The organism is Streptomyces sp. NPDC029151 (assembly GCF_055564315.1).
Genome location: NZ_JBVHWQ010000001.1, coordinates 139,755 through 162,423, shown reverse-complemented (window position 1 = coordinate 162,423; position 22,669 = coordinate 139,755). Strand labels below are relative to the sequence as shown.

General features: G+C 74.5%; 20 protein-coding genes. 14 read left to right on the top strand and 6 right to left on the bottom strand.

The genetic code is table 11. The features are described from left to right. The first annotated feature begins 1,258 nt into the window (after window positions 1-1,258). From ACZ4VF_RS00720 to ACZ4VF_RS00710, 3 genes are all read left to right on the top strand, one after another. Window positions 1,259-1,945, top strand: coding sequence for a hypothetical protein (locus ACZ4VF_RS00720; RefSeq protein WP_467922286.1), 687 nt, complete (start codon window positions 1,259-1,261; stop codon window positions 1,943-1,945). Window positions 1,946-2,226: 281 nt separating this feature from the next. Further along, entirely contained in the window at window positions 2,227-2,352 is a 126-nt protein-coding gene (locus tag ACZ4VF_RS00715) for a hypothetical protein (RefSeq protein ID WP_356155377.1), read from the top strand. A gap of 40 nt (window positions 2,353-2,392) precedes the next feature. Then, entirely contained in the window at window positions 2,393-3,142 is a 750-nt protein-coding gene (locus ACZ4VF_RS00710) for a bestrophin-like domain (protein ID WP_467922285.1), read from the top strand. Here the strand turns inward: ACZ4VF_RS00710 and ACZ4VF_RS00705 are convergent. Further along, window positions 3,124-4,116, bottom strand: coding sequence for an acyl-CoA desaturase (locus tag ACZ4VF_RS00705; protein WP_467922284.1), 993 nt, complete (start codon window positions 4,114-4,116; stop codon window positions 3,124-3,126). The genes ACZ4VF_RS00710 and ACZ4VF_RS00705 overlap by 19 nt on opposite strands. A gap of 230 nt (window positions 4,117-4,346) precedes the next feature. Between ACZ4VF_RS00705 and ACZ4VF_RS00700 the strand changes: the two genes are divergently transcribed. Next, window positions 4,347-6,515: a hypothetical protein gene (locus ACZ4VF_RS00700; RefSeq protein WP_467922283.1), complete on the top strand. Its 2,169-nt coding sequence runs from the start codon at window positions 4,347-4,349 to the stop codon at window positions 6,513-6,515. 31 nt (window positions 6,516-6,546) lie between these two features. Then, the gene (locus ACZ4VF_RS00695) at window positions 6,547-6,807 is read left to right on the top strand and encodes a hypothetical protein (RefSeq protein WP_467922282.1); all 261 of its coding nucleotides are present in this window, start codon (window positions 6,547-6,549) and stop codon (window positions 6,805-6,807) included. A gap of 12 nt (window positions 6,808-6,819) precedes the next feature. On the opposite strand, the gene ACZ4VF_RS00690 is transcribed toward ACZ4VF_RS00695, so the two are convergent. Then, on the bottom strand, window positions 6,820-8,442 hold the full coding sequence (locus tag ACZ4VF_RS00690) for a peroxidase family protein (RefSeq protein WP_467922281.1): 1,623 nt from the start codon (window positions 8,440-8,442) through the stop codon (window positions 6,820-6,822). Between the two features lie 129 nt (window positions 8,443-8,571). Then, window positions 8,572-9,861, bottom strand: a complete 1,290-nt coding sequence (locus ACZ4VF_RS00685) for a cytochrome P450 (protein ID WP_467922280.1) — start codon at window positions 9,859-9,861, stop codon at window positions 8,572-8,574. A gap of 89 nt (window positions 9,862-9,950) precedes the next feature. On the opposite strand from ACZ4VF_RS00685, the gene ACZ4VF_RS00680 reads away from it, so the two are divergent. The 3 genes from ACZ4VF_RS00680 (at window position 9,951) to ACZ4VF_RS00670 (ending at window position 13,420) form a co-directional block, all read left to right on the top strand. Beyond that, the gene (locus ACZ4VF_RS00680; RefSeq protein WP_467922279.1) at window positions 9,951-10,637 is read left to right on the top strand and encodes a lysophospholipid acyltransferase family protein; all 687 of its coding nucleotides are present in this window, start codon (window positions 9,951-9,953) and stop codon (window positions 10,635-10,637) included. 351 nt (window positions 10,638-10,988) lie between these two features. Further along, entirely contained in the window at window positions 10,989-12,236 is a 1,248-nt protein-coding gene (locus ACZ4VF_RS00675; RefSeq protein WP_467922278.1) for a beta-ketoacyl-[acyl-carrier-protein] synthase family protein, read from the top strand. Between the two features lie 248 nt (window positions 12,237-12,484). Beyond that, a complete protein-coding gene (locus tag ACZ4VF_RS00670; RefSeq protein WP_467922277.1) occupies window positions 12,485-13,420 on the top strand; it encodes an acyl-CoA desaturase in 936 nt (311 codons plus the stop codon). Window positions 13,421-13,492: 72 nt separating this feature from the next. On the opposite strand, the gene ACZ4VF_RS00665 is transcribed toward ACZ4VF_RS00670, so the two are convergent. After that, on the bottom strand, window positions 13,493-14,149 hold the full coding sequence (locus ACZ4VF_RS00665; protein WP_467922276.1) for a GNAT family N-acetyltransferase: 657 nt from the start codon (window positions 14,147-14,149) through the stop codon (window positions 13,493-13,495). Window positions 14,150-15,142: 993 nt separating this feature from the next. On the opposite strand from ACZ4VF_RS00665, the gene ACZ4VF_RS00660 reads away from it, so the two are divergent. From ACZ4VF_RS00660 to ACZ4VF_RS00650, 3 genes are all read left to right on the top strand, one after another. After that, the gene (locus ACZ4VF_RS00660) at window positions 15,143-16,018 is read left to right on the top strand and encodes a helix-turn-helix domain-containing protein (RefSeq protein ID WP_467922275.1); all 876 of its coding nucleotides are present in this window, start codon (window positions 15,143-15,145) and stop codon (window positions 16,016-16,018) included. Between the two features lie 96 nt (window positions 16,019-16,114). Next, window positions 16,115-16,930 carry an SAM-dependent methyltransferase gene (locus ACZ4VF_RS00655; RefSeq protein ID WP_467922274.1) on the top strand — a complete coding sequence of 272 codons (816 nt, stop codon included), beginning with the start codon at window positions 16,115-16,117 and terminating at the stop codon, window positions 16,928-16,930. A 192-nt stretch (window positions 16,931-17,122) separates the two neighbouring features. Next, a complete protein-coding gene (locus ACZ4VF_RS00650; RefSeq protein WP_467922273.1) occupies window positions 17,123-17,632 on the top strand; it encodes a hypothetical protein in 510 nt (169 codons plus the stop codon). Between the two features lie 66 nt (window positions 17,633-17,698). On the opposite strand, the gene ACZ4VF_RS00645 is transcribed toward ACZ4VF_RS00650, so the two are convergent. Together ACZ4VF_RS00645 and ACZ4VF_RS00640 are read right to left on the bottom strand one after the other, a co-directional pair. Beyond that, window positions 17,699-18,775, bottom strand: coding sequence for a glycerophosphodiester phosphodiesterase family protein (locus tag ACZ4VF_RS00645; protein ID WP_467922272.1), 1,077 nt, complete (start codon window positions 18,773-18,775; stop codon window positions 17,699-17,701). 381 nt (window positions 18,776-19,156) lie between these two features. Then, window positions 19,157-20,299, bottom strand: coding sequence for a PP2C family protein-serine/threonine phosphatase (locus ACZ4VF_RS00640; protein WP_467922271.1), 1,143 nt, complete (start codon window positions 20,297-20,299; stop codon window positions 19,157-19,159). Between the two features lie 157 nt (window positions 20,300-20,456). On the opposite strand from ACZ4VF_RS00640, the gene ACZ4VF_RS00635 reads away from it, so the two are divergent. From ACZ4VF_RS00635 to ACZ4VF_RS00625, 3 genes are read left to right on the top strand one after another with little or no spacing between them, the layout of a single operon-like run. Continuing rightward, entirely contained in the window at window positions 20,457-21,143 is a 687-nt protein-coding gene (locus tag ACZ4VF_RS00635; protein ID WP_467922270.1) for a nucleotidyltransferase family protein, read from the top strand. Then, on the top strand, window positions 21,140-21,418 hold the full coding sequence (locus ACZ4VF_RS00630; protein WP_467922269.1) for a BON domain-containing protein: 279 nt from the start codon (window positions 21,140-21,142) through the stop codon (window positions 21,416-21,418). The genes ACZ4VF_RS00635 and ACZ4VF_RS00630 overlap by 4 nt, the downstream gene beginning before the upstream one ends. Further along, window positions 21,415-22,146 carry a metallophosphoesterase family protein gene (locus ACZ4VF_RS00625; RefSeq protein ID WP_467922268.1) on the top strand — a complete coding sequence of 244 codons (732 nt, stop codon included), beginning with the start codon at window positions 21,415-21,417 and terminating at the stop codon, window positions 22,144-22,146. Before ACZ4VF_RS00630 ends, ACZ4VF_RS00625 begins: the two co-directional genes overlap by 4 nt. Window positions 22,147-22,669 lie beyond the last annotated feature (523 nt).

Genomic DNA, 22,669 nt, shown 5'->3' with positions numbered 1-22,669 from the left:
CTTTTTCCCCCCCCCCCCCCCCTCCCCCCCCCACCCCCCCCCCCCCCCCCCCCCCCCCCCCCCCCCCCCCCCCCCCCCCCCGGGGCCCGTCGCGCGGCCGCCGGGGTGATCTTCGTACTCTCGTGCCCCGTGACCGGCGTGGAGCGAAGCCCACCCGCAAGCAGTTCTGTTAGTACGTTTTACGTGTTAATAGGGCATTTAGGGAGGTGCCGAAGGGCCCTCGGGACACGACTTCCCGTCGTGCTGCCGCTGCTCGTGGCCGTGTACGGCACACCGGCGCAGCGTGCCGTCGCCGACGGCGCGGGAAGCCAGGGGCTCGCCCTGCAGGTCGCCGTCGACGACCGGCCGGGTACCGAGGCGACCCACCCGGGTGTCCGCGTCGGCCGCCCGCTGGTGAAGACGTACCGCCTGATCAACCGCACCGGGGCCGACCTGTACGACGTGGAGGTGAGCGACCCCGGGCTCCCGGACGCCGACATCCGCTGCCCCGGCGGCGGCGATCGCCTTCCGATGCTCCGCGGCCTCGACTCGGCGACCTGCACCGCCCGGGCCACCGCCCGCCCGGGCACCTGGATCGCCGATGTCACCGCAGTCGGCCGCGTACCGTCCCTCGGCGTGGAGTCCCGGGCGGCCGACCGCTCCGGGTACGCCGGCGTCGGCGGTGAACTGTCCCTCTCGGAGACGGTGACGACGAGCGCCGGGGCGCTGGGCCGGGTCCTGACCCTCGGCCGCGCCACCGTCTTCTACGACGTGACCAACACCGGCAACCGTACGGTGTTCGACCTCCACCTCGCCGACCCGGTGCTCCAGCCGCCCCTCATCGTCTGTCCGGCGGGCGGTGACACCGTCGCGAGCCTGGAACCGGGCGACACGGCGCGGTGCGTGGCGACCGTGGAGCGGCCCCCGGGCTGGTACCTCAGCGAGGGGCACGTCTCCGGAAGCGACCGGATCCACACCATCGGGCCCGACGGCTGCCTGGAGCGACCGCCGTGGCTCAAGGCCAAGGCGACGGGCGAGTTCACGCTGCACGAGCCTCCGCCGCCCCTGCCGGCGCCTCCCGTCCCACCCCCGGTCCCCGAACCACCGCCCCCCGCACCGGCCCCCGTCCCTCCTCCCGTGCCGCTCCCACCCCCACCCCCGCCTGTTCCCGCGCCGGTTCCCCCTCCGGTCCCCGCGCCTCCCGCCGCGCCCCCGGTCCTGCCGGTGCCGCCCGGAGCCGTGTTCCCCCCGCCCCCGCCGTTGCCTCCGGCGGGCACGGGTGCGCCTGTGCCCGGACCGGCGGTTCCCGCGCCGGGGGCGGCGGCTGGTGGTGCCGGTGCTGGCGTTGGCGCGGGTCCCGGTGTGGCTGCGGGTCCCGGTGCCGCTGCGGCTGCCGGTGCAGGTGCAGGTGCAGGTGCAGGTGCCGCCGGTGCCGGTGCCGGTGCCGGTGCCGGTGTGGGTCCGGGCGCCGGCGCGGGAGCAGGGGCCGGCGCGGGCGGCGGTGCGGGAGCTGCTGGTGCCGGCGTGGCCGGTGCCGGCGCGGGTGCCGCTGCTGGTGCTGGTGCTGGTGCTGGTGCCGGTGTCGGAGCGGGGGCGGCGGCAGCCGCGGGCGCCGGAGCAGGTGCTGCCGGTGGGGCGGGTGCCGGTGGTGCCGCTGCTGCGGGAGCAGGTGCCGGGGCGGGTGCCGGCGCCGCGGTCGGGGGAGCGGCAGCGGGCGCCGGAGCGGTCGCCGGGGCTGGTGCCGCGGCCGGTGCTGGTGCCGCTGCCGGAGGCGCGGCGGCGGGGGCGGGCGTGGCGGCCGGGGCCGGAGCGGCGGCTGCGGCCGGAGGTGCGGCAGCCGGTGGAGGAGCCGCGGCCGCAGCAGGAGGAGCCGCCGCGGCCGGCGGTGCCGCGGCCGCGGGTGGTGCTGCCGCCGGTGCGGTCGCAGGCGCCACCGGCCCCGGCGGGGCCACCGGAGGCGCGGTGACCGGCGGCGAGGCAACCGGAGGCCAGTCGACGGGCGGCCAGTCCACCCAAGGCCAGACCACAGAGGGCCAGACCACCGAGGGCCAGACCGTCCAGGGGCAAGCGACGCAGGGCCGGACCACCCAGGGCGGAGCCACCGGGGGCGGGGCCACGCAAGGCCAGTCCACCGGAGGCCGGTCCACCGTCCCGAGCGGCGCCCCCACCCGCACACCTCCGACCAGCGCACCCTCCGCCACCGCGTCCCCCCGCACCCCCTCCCGCCACCCCCGCACCCCCTCCATCATGTCCCGCTTCATCCGCCCCGGCGGTGGTCCGACGGGGCTCGGGCTGCTCGTCGTGCTGTTCCTGCTGCTGATCCCGGCCGTCCTCGCCGCCGCCCTCCTCGGCTCGCGGCGGATCGGCAAGTAGGCGGCGGGACGAGACACCGAGACGACAGGAGACGGACCCGATGATCGAGACCTTCGCCGTGGTTCTGGGGATCGCCGTGGTCACCGCGGGCATCGTGGTGATCCGGCACCACTACTGGCCGCCCGCCCCGGACGAGGAACCCCGCGAGGACGTCGCCGAGTACATCTCGATGATGGTCGGCGTGCTCTACGCGCTCGTCCTCGGTCTGTCGATGGTGTCCGTGTGGGAGACCCGGTCCGGCGCGGTGGGTCATGTGCAGGCGGAGGCGAGCGCCGCGCACCAGATCCGGTTGCTGTCCGCGGGGCTGCCGGCGCTGGAGGGGGAACGGACCCGGGATGCCGTCGACGCGTACGTGCACCACGTGGTGTCCGCGGAGTGGCCGGCGATGGCGGCGGGCCGGCCGCCGGGCCGGCACGGCTGGGAGCTGCTGAACGACCTCCGGGCGGCCGGGCAGGTCCCCGCCGACGCCACCCCGGCCCAGCAGGCCACGCTCCAGGAGACCCTGGCGCAGCTCAGCGTGCTGGACGACGCCCGGCGCGGCCGCGAGGGGGACGTGACCGACACCCTGTCACCCGTGCTGTGGTTCGGGCTCATCGTCGGCGGGGTGCTCACGGTGGCCTTCATGTTCATGTTCGGGGTGCGCCGGAGCCTCACGCACATGGTGATGGTGATGGGCCTGAGCGCGCTCATCACCTTCACCGTGCTGCTCGTCTACCAGCTGAACCAGCCCTTCAACGGCATGTTCGCCGTCGACTCCTCCCCGTTCACCCGCTACTTCACGGGCAGTTGAGGGTGCGGAGGCCGCCGGCCGGCCGTCTCCGGACGCAGCCGCGCGCTGATCCGCCGCTCGTCGGGCCACCGTACGTCGTAGGCCCAGCCCCACCGTTCGAACCGGGCGATCAGCCAGGCCGTGAGGTCCGGCTGGCCGCGCAGCCCGCCGTGCCGGGCACTGACGGGGTCGGCGTGGTGGAGGTTGTGCCAGCCCTCGCCGAAGGTCAGCAGGGCCACCCAGGGCACGTCGCGTGACTGGTCCCGGGTGGCGTAGTGGCGTGGACCGAAGGCGTGGGCCACGGAGTTCACCGACCAGGTGACGTGGTGGACGACGGCGTACCGGACGAGGCCCGCCCAGAAGAGGGTGACCAGCGCGGACCGGGTGTCGTGGGTGACCGCGAGGACCAGGGCCGGCGGCAGGCCGAGGGAGACGGCGATGGTCAGCGGGTAACAGCGGTCCAGCCGGCGTACGTCCGGGTCGGCGAGCAGATCGGGTGCGTAGCGCGGGTAGGAGGAGCGGACCGGCGAGGCGAACCAGCCGATCTGGGCGTGCCACAGCCCCTTGAGCAGCGCCCGCCGGGTGGTGCCGTACCTCCACGGCGAGTGCGGGTCGCCCTCCCGGTCCGCGTACTGGTGGTGGCGCCGGTGCTGCGCCACCCACAGGGTCACCGGACCCTCCATGGCGAGACCGCCCGCGACGCCGAGGGCGATCCGCAGCGGTCGTTTCGCCTTGAACGACAGATGGGTGAAGTGCCGGTGGTAGCCGGCGGTGATGCCCATGATGGACAGCGCGTACATCCCGCCGCCGAGGACCCCGTCGTACCAGCGCGGCCCCCAGCCGCCGGCCAGAGCGACGGGCAGGACCAGGGCCAGCACGGCCAGCGGGCCCACCACGATCGTGAGCAGGGTGGTGGTGCGCAGCGGCAGGCCGACCGGAACGGTGTCGGGGAGCGGGGCGCGCGGGCCCTCCGGAGGTTCGGGGGACAGGGTCACGGCGCGCCTCCCGCTGGGCGGGGCGGGGCAGTACAGGGGGTCATGTGCGGCGATTATGCGGCAGCCATATGCCCACCGGGTCCAGGCTCGACGGGCGGTACGGAACCCGGCGGCATGCTCTACCTGGATGGATGAAGGTGCGGGAGCGATCCGGCTGGCCGACCATGGGAGCGAGGCCGCCGCCCCGGGCGCGGCCCCGCGCTCATGTCGTCGAATCGAGGGAGCGTCGGATGCGAGCGGACGGCACCGCACCCGGACGGCCCGCGCCGGACGGCGAGGACGCCAGGGAACTGCTGCGCCGGTGCGCGCGGGACGTGGTCGACGTCGCCGAGGGCATCCGCGCGGTGTCCGGGCGGACCAGCACCGCGCTGTTCGCCCCGGCCCTGGCCGCGTCCACGCGCCGCCGCCCCCGTACCGGTCTCGCCGTCCGGTGGGCGCTGTTGCGGGCCCTGACGAACAAGCAGGGCCTCGGTGGTGCGGCGATCACGGCACCGACGGGGATGGGGCACGTCCTCGGCGCAGCCGGGGAGGTGCTGGGCAGGGAGAGCCTGGCCGCGCTGGTGGCGGTCACCTCGCTGCGGCTGCGGATCGCGGCCGTGCTGGTCGACCACCCCGAGTTCGCGCGCGATCCCGGTATGCGCCGGCTGACCGAGGCCGTCACCGCCGACAGGGACCTGGCGGCCGTACGCGCCCTGCGCGCCCTCTTCCGCGACCAGGGGGCCCAGCGGGCGCTGTCCGGGCTGGCCCCGCTGATGGCCGAACTCCTCGCGATCCGCGCCCTGCTGGACGAGGACCCGAAGAACGACGAGACGGGCTGGGCGCTGGCCACCGGCCGTGAGCTGTCCGCCGACCCGCTGCACGGCATCAGCGCCGCCCATCTGGCCGGCATGGACAAGGGCGAGGGCGCCGCCGAGGCCGTCGACCTGACCGACCAGGAGCGGCAGGTCATCGCCCCGGAGGGGTCCTTCCTCGGTTTCCTGCGGAACATCGAGATGCTCTCCACCGACGGGCGGATCCTGCTGCAGAACGTGCGCGGCCCGGACGGTGTCGTGCGCTACGTCCTGCAGGCGCCGGGCATGGCACCCGGGCGGCCCCGCAACGACTCCCCGCAGGACTTCGTCGGCGCCTGGCGCAACCTCTTCATGCCCGACTCGCCGTACACCCGGTCGATCCTGCTCGCCCTGGCGGACTACGGCATCCCGCGCAGCGCCGACCTCGCCCTGATCGGGCACAGCGAGGGCGGCATCGCGGTGATGAACCTCGCCCAGGACGAGGAGTTCTGCCGCACCTACCGGGTCACCCACGTCGTCGCCGTGGGCTCCCCGGTCGACAACAAGAAGCCCGCCGACCCGCGCACCTGGGTCGCCAGCATCACCAACCAGCACGACATCGTGCCCGTCCTCGACGGCCGCGGCGCGGGCTCCGCGTTCGACCCGCATCCGCACTGGTACGAGGTCGACTACACCGGCCCCTCCCACGAGTTCCCGCTGTGCCACATGCTCCACGAGTACATCGAGCACCTCAGGACCGTGATCCCCGAAGCCCGCGAGCGCGTCGACGAGGCCCTCGCCCCCTACCACGGCCCCGTCGTGCGCACCCAGGCCTACCAGCTCAAGGACCGCGCCAACCCCCCCGAGGGCTACCCCTTCCTCACCCTCCCCACCACCTCGGTGCCCACCACGGCCGGACCCATCGACGTACCGGTGCGCTACTACGACTCCTCCGCCGCCCACCTGTGCTACCCCGTCGCCGCGGACACCGTCCGCGGCCTGCTGCCCGACGTCACCTGGATGACACCGAGCCGGCTCGGCCGCCGTGCCATGGCCGTGCTGTCGCTCTACGAACACCGCTGCACCACGATCGGCCCCTACACCGAGATCGCCCTGTCGGTGCTGGTGGACGACCTGTGGCGGCCGCGCCCCTACGACGCCGCCGTGGACCTGCTGCGCCGCGTCGACCTCAGGCGCACCGGCCGGCACGTGCTCTGCCTCGCCGTCACCAGCGAAGAGGCCCGGGTCGTCGCCCGGGAGATCTGGGGCCAGCCCGCGCACCGGGTGACCGCCGAGGCCGACCTGACGGGCCGACGGATCGGCGTCCGCTCCCCGGACCTCGGCCTCGTCGTCGACGCCCGCCTCGGGCGCGGAGTGCGCTGCCCGGAGGCCGACTGGATCCTCTACGGCCGCCGGGGCGAGAGCACGATCCGCACCCTGGTCCGGGCCCACGGAAGGCTGCGGCTGCACACCGGCGGCGGCGTCCGGCTGCGGCTGGACACCGCGGCGGCCGAACCCCTCGCGGGACAGCTGCGACGGCTCGGCATCGACACGGCCCGGCCCCGGTTCGTCCTCACCTGCCCCCAGTTCATGCTCCACCGCAGCGCCGGCGCCGTCCTGCCGCGCTGACCCCCCCACACCCCACCCGCGGGAGAACGCCATGGTGACCGAGTCCCCCGACGTCACGACGTACGACACCGAACTCCAGGGCCACGCCGAGGCGTTGCGGTCGGACGCCGGCCTCATGGAGGAGTACGCCCGGCGGCTGCGCGCCACCGCGGCCACGCTGAGCGGCTGCCCCACGGCACCCGGGTGGAGCGGCCCCACGCTGGAGCGGCAGGCCGCTGCCTGCGACACGGCGGCGGAGCAACTGCGCACCGCCGCGGCGGCGTTGTGCGCTCACGCGCGAGCCCGGGACTGAGCCGGGCCCCGGTCAGCGGACCGCGGCCCGGACGTCCGCAGCGCTCCGGCCGAGCGTCACGAGGTAACGGCCCCCGTCCTCCGGCAGGTTGCGGTGCACCAGGTCGGAGAAGCCGCGCGTGCCGCGGACGATCTCCAGGCCCTCCGCGGAGAAGGTGGCGGGCCCGAACAGGCGGGGCGCGAGCAGCGGGTTGTTCAGCGCCTCGGAGAACGCGTCCACGGAGATGATGCGCTCCAGCAGCCGCCCGAAGATCGCACCGGGCTCCGGCTCCTCCGCGAACAGCCCCACGTACAGGTCGATCGCGTCGACGTCGCCGTACAGGTCCAGCAGCGCCTCCTGGACCCGCGGGTCGCCGGAGATCTGCCGCGCGTCGGTGACCCGGGGGAAGCCGTAGTGGACGCGGTAGTCGTTGTACGAGGCCAGGCGCAGCTCACGGCCCACGGCGACGCTGCGCGTCTCGATCGGCAGCAGCAGCTCGTCGGTGTTGAACAGTCCGGACAGGCCCGCGGGCTGGCGGGACAGGTCCTCGAAGAGCGGGCCGAGCCCCCGTTCCACGACCAGCTGCCCGTTGGCGATCGTCCGCGCGAGCGGCACCGGCCGGCCGGCGACGGTGTACGTGGACGGGATCAGGCTGTGCCAGCGGTACACGAGACTGAACTCGATCGTCGCCCGGTTCTCCCGGTGCCACACCCCGCGGTCGGTGCGGACGGGGTCGAGGACGAAGCCGAAGTGGTACGGCGTGATGTGGTTGATGTACTCCTCCAGCATCACCCGGATCATCGTCACGATCAGCGTGTTGCGGGTGGTCTGGAAGACGCGCTCGTCGTCCCAGTCCGGGTGGGCGGCGGCGAGGATGCCGGCGACCCGGTTGTGCTCGCGCAGGAACAGGACGGTCAGCGCCATCGGCCCGATGTGCGCGTGCGCGCGTTCCCCGCCGCACGCGAACAGCGTGTCCACGAACTCCGCGGGCACCTCGTCGAACCTGACCGGTCTGATCGCCCGGAACTCGTCCCTGATCCTGCCGCCCTCGCACAGGGCGGGCGGGAACTCGGCGCCGTCGACGAACCGGCTCTTCAGCCGGCCGCCCTCGAAGGTGCGCAGGCAGGCGGTGACCTCCTCGCGGTCGCCGTAGAGCTGGCACATGTCCAGGGTGTGCGGGGAGTCGGTGCGGCGCGGGTCGCCGGTGGCCGCGTGGCCGCGCAGGAACCCGTCGGTGAACCACTGCGCGAACGCCGGCAGCAGCGCGCTGGACCGGGTGCAGGAGCGGCCCTCGCCCTCCCGGCGGAACAGTTCGGCGACCTTCTCCGGCGCGGGCAGGCCCTTCGGCGGCCCGGACACCGGCGGCAGGTGCCGGCCCACCCAGGAACGGTCGGTCAGCGAGTCCCAGGAGGTGTAGGCGGCCTTGGTGCTCAGCGGGTTGGGGCGTGGCGGGGCCTTCAGCACGGCCAGGTCGGTCAGCTTGGAGTTGAGCCTGCGGTGCAGCCACCGGCTGCGCTGGGCCGCCTGCCAGACCGGGCCGTAGTGGGTCAGCAGATGCGTCTCGAAGCGGTTGCGCAAGCCGTCCCGGGACCGGTCCCTGGCCCCGGTCCACGGCACGGTCCGGTTCCGGGGCGGGCGAGAGGTGACGGTGGTCATGGGTCCTCCGGTCGGTTCACGGGGCGGGCCCCGGCGCCGGGCCGCGGCGGGTCCTGGTGCCGGGCCGCGGCCGGGTGCGGGTCGGGGCCGGGGTGTGGTCGGGTGGGGAACGGAGCCGGCCGGTGCGGGTCAGGCCCGGGCCGTGGTGGCGGTGGAGCGGCCGGAGCGCACCGGGTAGTGCTGCGGGAACGGGGTGCCCGCGTAGTCCAGGGCGCGTTCGCCGCCGGGCAGCGGGCGTACGCCGGGGCGCATCAGCACACGCCGTACCAGCTCGGGCACGATGACCTGGGCCGCGTACCTGCCGACACAGTCGTGGGCGCCGTAGCCGAGGACGAGGTTGTGCGCGGGCGGGCGGCCGGGCCGGAACTCCTCCGGGGCGTCGAGCACCTCCTCGTCGAACATCGCCGACGCGAAGCAGGCCATGACCACGCTCTTGGCCGGGATCACGGTCTGCCGCGGGGTGCCCGCGGCCAGCACGTGGTCGCGCAGGCACAGCCGGGGCGTGACGGGCACGAACGGGTGGAAGCGCAGCGCCTCCCACACGAAGGAGTCGAAACGGGCCGGGTCACCCTCGCCCGCCGCGCGCACCGCCTCGGCCAGCGCCTCCGGCCGTACGGCGAGTTCCTTGAGCGCGGTCGCCGTGCACTGGGTGGCGTTCTGCTGGTAGCCCGTCAGATAGCCGACCAGGTTGGCGTTGATCCGCTCGTCGTCGAAGCCGTACTCGTCGGGCAGCCGGGTGCGCAGCATCCGGCCGAGGACGTCGTCGGGGCCGCCGTCGTGGGCCGTGTCCCGGCGGCGGTCGATCAACTCGGCGACCTGGCCGTGCAGTTCGCGGCCCGCGGCGACGCCTGCCGCGTGGATCTCCGGGTCCCGGTCGGGGTTGATCGCGAACGCCCACTGCATCCGTCGGGTGCAGGAGTGCAGCGTCTCCTCGTCGATGCCGGTGAACCCCAGGTAGGCGATGGCCACGCGGGCGGCGGCCACCCGGGCGTAGTCCTGGACCAGGTCGAAGGTGTCCGAGCCCCGGCCGGTCACCTCGTCCAGCACCTCGTCGGCGATCCGCGCGGTCAGCTCCCGCACCCGGGGCGCGTCCTCGGCGGCGAGCATCACCTGCCCGTACCCGCGCTCCCGCCAGTGCACGTCGGCGCCGTCCCGGGCCAGGATGAACGGCGCCCCGAGCACGTCCTCCAGCGCCGGGCCGAACACCCCCACGGTGAACGTGCCGGGCGCCGACAGCACCTCCAGGACGTCGGGGTGCCGGGTGACGAACACACCGACGGGTGTACTGAACACCGGCCGGCGGGCGCGCAGCTCGGCGAAGAGGGCCGCCCTGCCGGTCGTCATGGCGGTGCGCAGCAGGGCCACCCGCTGCGGGACGTCGTCCTCCGGGATCGCGTCGTACGCGGCGAGAAAGTCCATGACGGCCATTCAGCCACCGGCCCGCGGACAGCGCACGTCAAACAGGCATTCGGGGCAGTATGGGCGAAAGCGTCGGAGAGGAGTGCGTCATGCTGTCCGGATGGGCCGGGGCCCTCGTGCCCGTCTTCAGTGACACCAGCGTGAGCGGCACCGGGCACCTGGCGCGGCCGCCCGGCAGCGGCTACGTCCTGGCCGCCAACCACACCTCGTTCTTCGACCCGGTGCTGCTCCTCGGCACCCTGCACCGGCTCGGTCTGCGCCCCGCCGTGCTCGCCACCGCCGGGCTGTGGCGGGTGCCCCTGCTGGGGCGGGCCCTCACCCGGGAGGGTCACGTGCCCGTCCACCGGGGCAGCCGTCGCGCCCCCGACGCGTTGCGGGCCGCCGCCGACGCCCTGGCCGCCGGGCGCGGCGTGCTCGTCTACCCCGAGGGACGCCTGCCCCGCTACCGCGCCTCCCACGACCGTCCGCCCGGACGCCTGAAGTCCGGAGTGGTCCGGCTCGCCCTGTCGACCGGCGCGCCGGTGATCCCCGTCGGGCACGCGGGCGCGCGTCGCGTGTCCTCCGGCGGCCGCGCCAAACAGCTCGCGGGCTGGGCGACCGCCCCCGTGCGCCGCCCCCGCGTCCACGTCCACATCGGCCCCGCCCTCCGCCTGGACACCTCCGCCCACCCGCTGGACGACCTGGAGACCGCGCTGGCGCAGGCCTGGTCGAGCGCGGTCCACGCCCTGGACGACGACGCCGGCGGGAACGGCCGCCTGCCCAGCGGACGGCGCTGACGCTTCGCGGCCCGACCGCCCACCGGATCCTGGCCGCCTGTCGGGGGCTATTCGGTGGGACGTACACGGAGGCGGGGCCGGTCCGGCCGTCGGGAGCCGCGTGCCCGTTGTGATGGGTCTGCCTGCCGGGGTCCGCTTGGTCGTTGGGGTCGGCTGTCCGTCGGTTCTGCTTGGTCGTTGGGGTCGGCTGTCCGTCGGGGGTCTGCCTGGCCGTCGGGACCGGCCCACCCGCGGGGCGGCGCCGCCCCTCCGGTTCCGGTTGGCGCATCCGGGTGGTAGCACCCCCCGACCATGGCCGAACGGGTTGTGGCGGGACGGAACCGCGTCGTCAGGCCCGGATAATCACGGCCCATGCAGCAGGTGAGAACTGGCGTACGCCGCGCCCCGGTCGCCGTCACCGGACTCGGCCTGGTAACCCCCGCGGGCATCGGCCGGGACGCGGCCTGGGCGGGCCTGTGCGGCGGGCGGTCCACCGCCACCGCCGATCCCGCCCTGGCCGGACTGCCCGTGGCCTTCTCGTGTCAGGTGCCCGCCCTGGACGCCGCCGGCCTGCTCGGGCACCGGCTGGCCCGTCGGCTCGACCGGTTCACGACCTTCGCGCTGCTCGCCGCCCGCGAGGCGGTCGCCGACGCCGGACTGGACACCGACGGCTGGGACGGCGCGCGGGTCGGTGTGGTGATGGGCGTCGGCACCGGGTCCATGCAGGGCTGGCAGGCCGAGTTCGACCGGCTCGCCGGCCACACCCCCGAACGTGTCTCCCCGCTCGCGCTGCCGCGCAGCGTCCCCAACATGGCCGCCGCCGAGATCGCCCTGGACCTCGGCGCGCTCGGCCCCAACATGGTGGTCAGCACCGCCTGCGCCTCCGGCACCAGCGCGCTCGGCCTGGCCCGCGACTGGCTGCTGGCCGGCCGCTGCGACCTGGTCCTGGCCGGCGGCAGCGAGTCCGCCCGGCTGCGGATGACCGCCGCCTGCTTCGCCCAGATGCGCGCCCTGTCCCGCCGCGCCGACACCCCGGACGCGGCTTCCCGCCCGTTCGACCGGGACCGCGACGGTTTCGTGCTCGGCGAGGGTGCCGCCGTCCTCGTACTGGAGCGCACCGAGGACGCCCGCGCCCGCGGTGCCCGCCCCGAAGCCCTGCTCGCCGGGTTCGGCGCCTCCTGCGACGCCCACCACTTCACCGCCCCGCGCCCCGACGGCGACGGCGCCGCCCGCGCCCTGAGCGGCGCCCTCGCCGACGCCGGTCTCGCCCCCGAGGACGTCGACCACGTCAACGCGCACGGCACGGCCACCCCGCAGGGCGACGCTGCCGAGCACAACGCCCTGCGCCGGGTCTTCCACCGGCCGCCGCCCGTCACCGCGGTCAAGGGCACCATCGGGCACGCCATCGGCGGCGCCGGGGCCATCGAGGCGGCCTGCACCGTGCTCACCCTGCGCCACCAGCTGATCCCGCCCACCGCCAATCTGGACACCCTCGATCCGGCGATGGACCTGGACGTCGTCACCAAGGCGCCCCGCGCGCAGCGGATACGAGCCGCCGTCAGCAACTCCTTCGGCTTCGGCGGCCAGAACGCCGTGCTCGCCTTCACCGCCGTCGAGTAGTCCGCCCCGGCGGCCACCGAGGACGGCGCGCCGCTCGTCCGTCCGGAAGGTCTGCCCCCGGTGGCCCGGCCCCGCAGCCGCCCGAGCAGCCTGCCCCGGGCAATCCGCCCCGGGCAATCCGCCCGGCAGCCCACCCCGGTGGCCGGCCCCCCGGCAGTCCGTCCCGGCGGTCGGTGCGGGCAGTCCGCCCCGGCATCCGCCTCCGGCAGTCCGCCCCCGGTATCCGCCACCGCCGAGAAAGGGTCGCCATGTCCTCGGAGTCTTCCGGATCCACCCCCCTGACGGCCGGCACCCGGTCCTGGCCCACCGGCGAGCAGCTGCTGATCGGCGTCTTCGTCGCCGTACCGTTCCTCGCCCTCCTCGCCGCCGTGCCGCTGGCCTGGCGGCACGGGCTCAGCCCCGTGGACCTCGCACTGGCCGTCGCCTTCTACCTGGTCAGCGGGCTCGGCATCACCGTCGGTTTCCACCGGCACTTCACCCACGGCTCGTTCAAGGCCAGACGGCCGCTGCGCATCGCCCTCGCGCTGGCCGGCAGCCTCGCCGTGCAGGGTCCGCTCATCACCTGGGTGGCCGACCACCGCAAGCACCACCGGTACTCCGACCGGGACGGCGACCCGCACTCGCCCTGGCGGTACGGCCACTCACCCCGGGCCCTCGCCAAGGGCATGCTCTACGCCCACCTCGGCTGGCTGTTCGAGACCGAGCACGCCCCGGCCCACCGGTACGCCCCCGACCTCGTCCGCGACCGCGCCCTGATGACGGTCTCCCGGCGCTTCGGTGTCCTGGTCCTCGTCTCCGTCACCCTGCCCGCGCTGCTGGGCGGGGCACTGACCCGGTCCTGGCAGGGCGCGCTCACCGCGTTCCTCTGGGCCGGGCTGGTCCGGATCTGCCTGGTCCACCACGTCACCTGGTCCATCAACTCCATCTGCCACGCGGCCGGTTCCCGCCCCTTCCGCAGCCGGGACCGCTCGGGCAACGTGTGGTGGCTGGCCCCGCTCTCCCTCGGCGAGTCCTGGCACAACCTGCACCACGCCGACCCCACCAGCGCCCGGCACGGCGTGCTCACGGGCCAGTTCGACGCCAGTGCCCGGCTGATCCGCTGGTTCGAACGCCTCGGCTGGGCCTACGACGTGCGCTGGCCCGACCGGCGCCGGGTGGCCGGACACCGCCAGGACACGCCGTGACACTCACGGATCCGTGCCGACGCTCACGTCCCCGTCCTGACGGTCGACACGCTCACGGGCGCGTCCCCACGCTCAACGGCAGCGCGAGGGGGACCCGGTGTCGTGCCGGTGCCAGACGGCGTCGATCACACGGCCGTCGGGCAGCGTGTGCCGGCGCGGGCCCTGGTCGCGGGCGAAGCCCGCGCGGGTCAGCGCCCGCCGGCTCGCGGTGTTCCCCGGCTCGGCCCCGGCCCGCACCGTGGCCAGTCCCAGATGGGTGTGGGCCAGTTCCAGGCCCGCGCGGAACAGCTCCGTGCCCAGACCCCGGCCGCGGCAGCCCGGCGCCAGCCAGCCGCCCATCTCTCCCGTACGCGGCTGGAGTTCCAGACCACCGGCGTAACTGAGGTCCGACCTGCGCACACAGACCAGGAGGAGCGGACTGTCCGGGCCGGGTGTGTACGGCTCGGCCAGGACGGGCGGGACACGGCGGCCGTCGTCGCCCGCGGGCCGCCAGGCCAGCAGAGCCCGGCGGGTGCCGGGGTCGGGCAGCACCTCGTCCGCCTGGGTGCCGAGCCACCGCTGCGCCTCGGCGTCCGCGCTCGCGGCGAGCGCCGCCACCACGTCCAGCCGGGTGCGCGGGGTGAACAGCAGAAGCCGCTCGGTGGCCAGCACGTGCCGGCCGGGAGCACACCGCCCCGGCACGGGGAGCCCGGGCCGGGTCCGGATGCGGCGGAACAGCGACCAGACCATCGGACCCCCGGCGCTACGGCACACGCGGCGGGGCCGGGACCCGTACGGAACCCGGCCGTCCGCGGGTGCGGACGCTCCGCACCGGCGGTGAATCTAGCGGGTCGCCGGGCGGATGCCGTAACGGTACGGCCTCAGCCGGCCTGTTCCTGAGAGCCGGGCCTGGGACGGGTGCGGGTCCAGGACGGGTCGGCGGCCGGTACGGGGGCGGGCGCGGCGGTGGGGGTGGCGGGGGTGGTGTGGTGCATGGCGGTCCTTCGGACGAGTGGGGGTGGTCCGGGCGGTGCGGGTCGGTGCGTGTGGGGGTGGGGGTGGGCGGCGAGGCGGGCGAGGCCTCTTCCGTGACGCGTGGAAGAGGCCTCGCCCGTGCCGGTGTCCGTCAGCGGGCTCCCGGCGGAGCGCCGGTGCCGCGTCGGGCGGCGGGACGGGGGAGCGGACCCCGGCCCGTGAGCCGGCCGGCCCGGGAGACGAGCCGCTCGGCCCCGGAGGCGAGCCGGCCGGAGCCGTGAGGCCCAGGGAGTCGACCGGGACGCTCGCCTCCGGGTGGTATGGGGACGCCGGCCGGGGCCGGCAGCCGCTGCTCCACCGCCGGGGACAACGCGCCCCGCGCGCGGTGGTGTCGGTCCGGTCTGTGGTCCTGGGTCGGTCGGAGGGGGAAGGGCGGGGTCATCGCCGTGCGCCTTTCGTCCGGCCTCGCGGGTGGGGTGTGCGGGCGTCGGGCCGGCCGCTCGGGCAGCGGACGTCACACCGCCTGGCGGCAGGCCGTGCAGGCGGCCCGTCTCCCCCTAGCCGGCCGCGCCGTCCGCTCCGTGGGTCGGCCGGAGCAGTGGGTCCACTCTGGCACCTGCCAACCACGCTCCGCAACCGGCAAGTTGAAATTTGCAAATCTCCAAGTGCATGCTGCATCGAGCAGAACGTGAACGTGATCGAATAGAGTGCGGTTCACCGATCGCGTGCGAGGGTGACCCTGGAACTGGACCGGACGAGGGGGTGGGCGTGACCACGGACACCGACTGGGGCGGCGCTCCTTCCGTGCTGCGCATGATCCTCGGCAGACAGCTGGAGGAACTGCGCACCCGGGCCGGTCTCAGCTACGCCGAGGCGGGCACCGCCATCGGGGTCAGCCACTCCACGATCCGGCGCATGGAGGCCGCCAAGGTGGCCCGGCTGCGGCTCGCGGACGCCGAGAAGCTCCTCCAGGTCTACGGCGTCACCGACCAGCAGGAGATCGACACCTTCCTGCAGTCCGTCCGCGAGGCCAACAAGCGCGGCTGGTGGCACACCTACCGGGACGTCATGCCCGACTGGGTCGCCGCCTACCTCAGCCTGGAGCAGGCGGCCGTGCAGATCCGCGCCTACGAGAACCAGTTCGTGCACGGGCTGCTGCAGACCGAGGACTACGCCCGCGCCCTGCTCACCACGGCCGGCCCGCACGCCCCCGCCGAGGCCACCGAACGCCGTGTCGCCCTGTGCATGCGCCGCCAGGAGCTGCTGGCCCGGCCGGCACCGCCGCGACTGTGGGTGGTGATGGACGAGACCGTGCTGCGCCGGCCGGTCGGCGGTCCCGGGGCGATGCGCGCCCAGATCGACCATCTCATCGAGGTCAACCGGCTGCCCCATGTCACCGTGCAGCTGATGCCGTTCGCCAACGGGCCGCATCCCGCCCTGTGGGCCGGTGCCTTCCACCTCTTCCGGTTCCGGGCCCGCGAACTGCCCGACATCGCCTACCTGAGCGGACTCGTCGGGGCCGTCTACCTCGACAAGACCGAGGACGTCGTCGTCTACCGGGAGGCGCTGGACCGGCTCAGCGCCCAGGCCGCGCCCGCCACGAGGACCGAGGCCCTGCTCGGCACGCTGCGCAAGGAGTGGTGACCCGCACCCGTGACCGCCCCCGAGTCAGCGTCCGCCCTCGCACCCGCCCGCCGACGCGAAGCCCCCCGACCCCTCGACCGACTGGGAGACACGGTGTTGCCCGACAACGGATGGCCGGCCGACCGCATCGACACCGAGAACGCCCACTCCGCCCGCATCTACGACTACATACTCGGCGGCAAGGACTACTACCCCGCCGACAAGGAGGCGGGCGACGCGATGTCCCGGGAGTGGCCCGCGCTCCCGGTCCACATGCGCGCCAACCGCGACTTCATGAACCGTGCCGTGCGCTGGCTCGCCGAGGAGGCCGGCATGCGCCAGTTCCTGGACATCGGCACCGGCATCCCGACCTCGCCCAACCTGCACGAGATCGCCCAGGCCGTGGCCCCCGGCTCCCGGGTCGTCTACGTCGACAACGACCCGATCGTGCTCACCCTCTCCCAGGGCCTGCTGGCCAGCGCCCCCGAGGGCCGGACCGCGTACATCGAGGCCGACTTCCGTGACCCGGCGGCCATCCTGGACGCGCCCGAACTGCGCGAGACCCTGGACCTGAACCAGCCGGTCGCGCTCACCGTCATCGCGATCGTCCACTTCATGCTGGACGCGGACGACGCGGTCGGTGTCGTACGCCGGCTGCTGGAACCGCTGCCCTCCGGCAGCCACCTGGCGATGTCCATCGGCACCGCCGACTTCGCGCCCGAGGAGGTGGGCCGGGTCGCCCGCGAGTACGCGGCCCGCGACATGCCGATGCGGCTGCGCACCCTGGACGAGGCCCGCGCGTTCTTCACGGGCCTGGACCTGGTCGAGCCAGGCATCGTCCAGGTGCACAAGTGGCACCCCGACGGCAGCGGCGAGCAGGGCATCCGCGACGAGGACATCGCCATGTACGGCGCGGTCGCCCGCAAGCCCTGACAGACCCGGGGCCGGGGTCCGACCCACCTCCCGGACCCCGGCCCCGCCCCGGCCGGACGACAACCGCCACCCGAACCGGAATGACCGGAACACATCCGTCGCGCGCGGAACCGACCCCCGGGAAAAGGGGTCTTAGAGTCCGTGAACGGCCGGATCGGTCCGGTCGCACGGAAAACCGGGGGATTGACGCAGATGACGCACATGTCCGTTCGTGGTCGTAAGACCCTCCTCACCGCCGCCGCCCTCACCGCGGGCCTCACCCTGGCCGCCGCCACGCCCGCCCTCGCCGGGGCCTCCGCGAGCCACACCACCCGCGCCGCGGCCGTGTCGTCCGCCCAGGGCGACCCGCGCAACGTCACCCAGCACGTGGCCGACTTCTACGGCGCCTACATCGACGCCGTCTGGGCGACCGACGACCCCACCGCCGCGGCCGGCGCCAAGGCGCTGCGTGGCTTCTACCTCTCCGCCGCCGCGCAGAAGCAGGTCGCTGCCTACGAGAAGAAGGAGCACGCCGACGGCATCCTGTTCGCGCAGAACGTGCCGGTGAAGTGGAAGGTGACCTACACCGGCTCCGGTATGGGCCACGCCACCAGCCGGGTCACGCTCACCTGGAGCGACGGACCGCACGCGCAGGTCAGCCGGATCGACGTCCAGTCCGACCTGAAGACCCTGAAGATCACCGGTCTGAAGCCGGCCGGCTGACCCGGGGGCACGGACGTGGGTCCCGCCCCGCCCCATTCGGGGCGGGGCCCACGCCCGCCGCACCGGTCAGCCCCGGCCGTGAGGGCGGTAGGACCGCGGCAGCGGCATCCCGCGACCGGCCATGATCCGCCGCACCCGGTCGGGATAGTCGGTGATGATCCCGTCGACGCCCAGGTCCATCAGCGCCCCGACGGTCGCCGGGTCGTCACAGGTCCACGGCACCACCTGGAGCCCGCGGGCGTGCGCCTCGGCCACCATCGCCGCGTCGGAGTAGAACCGGAACCCCGGGTCGCCGGCCTTGCCGTTCTGCGGGAAGCCGTAGTTGGGGGAGAGGGCGGTGACCCCGGGCAGGGTCGCGGCCGCCCGGACGAAGTCCCCGCCGTAGTCGTCCGCGTCGATCCCGCCCAGCCACGGTGACGCGCCGGGCCTGCCGACCTGGAGGAAGTCGTAGTTGGTCAGCGCCACCAACGGCCACCTCGGCGCCAGCCGGTGCATCACCCGGAGCGCGCCCCAGTCGAAGGACTGGATGGTGACCTGGCGTTCGACGCCCGAGCGGTGGATCTCCTCGTACACCCGGCGGACGAACACCTCGCGCGGCGCGGTCTGCTCGGGCGCGCCCGCCTCCACCTTGGTCTCGACGTTCAGCCTGACGTCTCGGGCGCGGTAGCTCCTGACCAGGTTCAGCACGTCCTTCAGTTCCACCATCCGGAAGCCCCTGACGACCTCCTGCTCGGGGAAGCCGGGCAACTGCCGGTAGCCGCAGTCCAGGGTCCTGATCCGGTCGAGGGTCAGGTCCTTGATGTACTTGCCGACGTACGGGTACACCGGGTCGCCGGGCGTGACCGGGCCGGTGTCCCTGCACTTGACGCCGCTGACCTGCCGGTCGTGGTTGACGACCACCCTGAGGTCCTTGGTGACCTGGGTGTCCAGCTCCAGCGTGGACACCCCGAGCCGCATCGCCTTGCCGAAGCCCTCCAGGGACTCCTCGGTCGTCAACCCGAGACCGCCGCGGTGCGCCTGGAGGTCGAAGCGGGCCTTCGGAGGGCCGGCGGGCGCCGCGTGCGCGGCCACCGGGGACAGCAGCGCCGGCAGCAGGGCCAGCCCGGCGAGCAGGTGCCGTGCGGTCGGGTGTCGTACCGGCAACGGGAACCTCCGGGGGAGAGGACGGGGCGGACGTGCGGCGCCGTCAGGCGTCGGTGGCCGGGCCGGCGGCGAACGAGCACGAACACGAGCATGAGCACGAGCGCGAGCACGACCATGAGCACGAGCGCGAGCACGACCATGAGCACGAGCGCGCCGAGGCCGGTGGCGAGTACGGAGGTTCAACCGGCGTACGGCGATGTCCGGTTGTCGGGACCCCGAGGATTCTCGCAACGCCTCGCGGCTCCGGGCCACCCTTCGAACCGGACATTGCCGCACGGCCGGTTTGAACGCGGGCCGCACGGGCCGCCGTCCGCCGGTGGCCGGTTTCCCCTGGCGGCCCCGCCTCCGCCCGCCGTCACCCGTGCCGGGTGGCGCCCACCGTCATCCGTGCCGGTTCGCGTCCTCCCGGCCGTGGTGGCGGCGGTCGGTGGTGGTGCGGTGGAGGGCGATGAGGGCGGCGTCGTCGCCGAGGCGGCCGCCGGCGTGGGCGAGGAGGTCGCGGCGCAGGTGGTGCATCAGGGCCTCGGGGCTGTCGTCGGTCCAGCGGGCGGCCCGGTCGGCGAGCGGGTAGAAGCGGCCGCGTTCGTCCCGGGCCTCCACGACCCCGTCCGTGTACAGCAGCAGCGTGTCACCCGGCTCGAAGGAGAAGACGTCCAACGTGTGCTCGGCCCCGCCGTGCACCCCGAGCGGCGGTGACGGGTGCAGGCTCGGGACCGTCACGGCGTGGCCGGGGCTGAGCAGCAGCGGCGGTGGATGACCGCAGCTGGTCATCCGGGTGACCGGATCCCGGTCGGGGACCTCCACGAGCAGCGCGGTGGCGAACCGTTCCCCCTCCTCCTCCGGGGTCTCCAGGTCGGCCGCGTAACGGGTCACGCTCTGGTCCAGCCGGTTCGCCAGTTCGGTCAGCGGGATGTGCCGGTGGGCGCTCTCCCGGAACGAGCCGAGCAGCAGCGCCGCCTCGCCGATGGCGGGCAGCCCCTTGCCGCGCACGTCACCGATCATGAGGCGGACGGAGCCGTCGCTGACGGTCGCCGCGTACAGGTCGCCGCCGATCTGCGCCTCGTCCTCCGCGGCCAGGTACAGCGAGGCGATCCGCAGCGGGCCGATCTGCTCGGGCAGCGGCCACATCAGCACGTGCTGCGCGGCCTCGGCGACCGTGCGGACCTGGGCCAGCTGGGCCTGCCGGCGCTCGCGCAGAGCGCTGTAGAGGACGGTGAGGACCACCAGCACCGTGAGCGTGATGATCTGCACGATGTGATTGCTCGTGCCGATCCCGCCGTGATGGGTGCCGATGAAGACCTGGGCGGCCACCGCGAGGACCCCGACGCCGGCCGTGGTCCGGGGGCCGGCGAAGGAGGGGGTGAGGGCCGGTGCGATCACCAGGGCCGGCCCGAGGTGGACGTCGGCGGGCGTCCGCAGGTCCGTCACCGTGATCACCAGGATGAGCGCGACCGGCAGCACCAGCAGCGCGTGCACCGACTGCCACGGCTGCCGCCGGCCCGCCCGCCCGCTCCGGGGTGCCATGCCTACCAGCGTGCTCCCGAGCCGGTTGCCCGGCCACTCACCGCCAGGAGTGAACCCGTACCCCGATGCCGTGTCGCCGACGTCGCGGAGGGTACCCGTACCGCTCCCGGGGGCCGACCCGGCCGCCCGGGGTGCAGGGTGCCGAATGGGAGAGGTCATGACGCACAACGGGGAGGACACCGCGCCCCTGACGCGGCCGGAGGTCACCGGACTCCGGCTCGCCTCGGACGGGCCGGACCCGCAGCCGACGCCCGCGCTCGAACCGTCGGAGCTGCCGCACGACCGCAGCCAGGCGATCCTGGAGGCCGCCAAACAGATCGGCGCGCTCCTCAAACGCGCGGGCCACCCCTTCGCGCTGGCCGGCAGTGTGGCCGTGTACGCCCACGGCGGCAGCCGCTACCTCCAGCACGACGCCGACTTCGCCATCCTGCCCGAGGACGCGGAGGCGGTCGCCGCCACCTTGCGGGAGGCCGGCCTGGGCGTGCGGATCCCGCCGGAGGACTGGCTGCTGAAGACCACCTGCCACGGGCAGAACGTCGACATCATCTTCTCGCTGGCGCACCAGCCCGTCACCCGGGAGATGCTCGAGCGGGCGCACGTCCTGCCGGTCGACTCGGTGCTCATGCCCGTGCTCTGCCCGACCGACCTGATCCACAGTCTGATCAGTGCCTTCTCCGAGCACTACTGCGACTTCGGGTCCGTGCTGCCGGTGGCCCGCGCGGTGCGCGAGAAGGTCGACTGGGACGCGGTCCGCACGGCCTGCGGCGACCAGCCGATGCCCGCCGCCTTCCTCTTCCTGCTCGAACGGCTGAACGTGATCGACACCCAGGAGGGGCAGCCATGACCGACACGAGCCCGCCGCCCCCGCCGACGGCGGCGAACCTCGACTACCGCGTCGCCCACCTCGCCGAGCACCTGGCCGCCGGAGACCTGGCGGAGCTCGGCGTACGGCTCGAACTGCGCGGCGACGCCGTCCTGCTCACCGGCACCGTGCCGTCCACCCAGTGCCGGGACGACATCCTGCGCATGGCCCGCGAGGAACTGGCGGGGCACCCGGTCCACAGCGACCTGCTCATCGCCGGGACGTCCTCGCCCGACCACGGAGAGGACCTGTCATGATCCGCGTCGCGGCCGTGGGCGACATCCACATGGGCCCCGAGAGCCAGGGCACCCTGCGGCCCTCCTTCGAGACGCTGCCGCGGTGCGCCGACGTCCTGCTGCTCGCCGGTGACCTCACCCGGCACGGCACACCGGAGGAGGCCGCGATCGTCGCCCGGGAGATCAAGGATCTCGGGGTGCCCGTCGTCGCCGTACTCGGCAACCACGACCACCACGACGAGCGCCCCGAGGAGGTCACCGCGATCCTCCGGGAGGCGGGCGCACACGTCCTCGAAGGGGAGGCCGCCGTCGTCGGCGCCGACGGCGCACGGATCGGGGTCGCCGGGACCAAGGGCTTCGGCGGCGGCTTCGTCGGCCGCTGCGCCGGGGAGTTCGGCGAACCGCTGATGAAGGAGTTCGTCCGCTACACCCGGCGGTGCGCCGACGAACTGCACAGCGCCCTCAAACAGCTGGACGAGCAGGACTGCGACGTACGGATCGCGCTCACCCACTTCTCGCCGGTGCCGGACACCCTGGCGGGGGAGCCGCTGGAGATCTATCCGTTCCTCGGAAGCTATCTGCTCGCGGAGGCCATCGACACCGGCGGCGCCGACCTGGCCGTGCACGGCCACGCCCACGCCGGCACCGAACACGGCATGACCAGCGGGGGCGTCCGCGTGCGCAATGTCGCCCAGCCGGTGATCGGGCAGGCGTTCCACGTGTACCACCTGTCCGGCTCGGAGGACTGACTCCCGAGGGAGGGCTCACCCTGGCCGGGACGGCTCACCCTGGCCGAGACGGCTGCCCCCGCCGGGATGGCTGTCCCTGGCGGGGTGGCTCACTGCGGCCGGGACGGCTGGTGCGGCGGGGGTGACTGACCTCGGGCGGCTTACGTCGGGCGGGACGGCTGGGTGCGGCGGGAGACTGACCTGGGGGACGGCGGACGGCTGACTCCCGCCGGGGCGGTTGCGGCCGGAGGGCGGCTGACTCCGGCGGGGGTGGTGTGCTCGGGCCGGGGCGGCTGACCTCGGGGCTGCGGCTCACTCCCGCCGGAGCGGCTCACTGCCGCCGGGACGGCTGGCCTCCGCCAGGGCGGCTCACTGCGGCCGGGACGGCTGGGTGCGGCGGGGGCGGTTGACCTCGGCGGCGGACGGCTGACTCCCGCCGGGGCGGTTGGGGCCGGAGGGCGGCTGACTCCGGCGGGGGTGGTGTGCTCGGGCCGGGGCGGCTGACCTCGGGGCTGCGGCTCACTCCCGCCGGAGCGGCTCACTG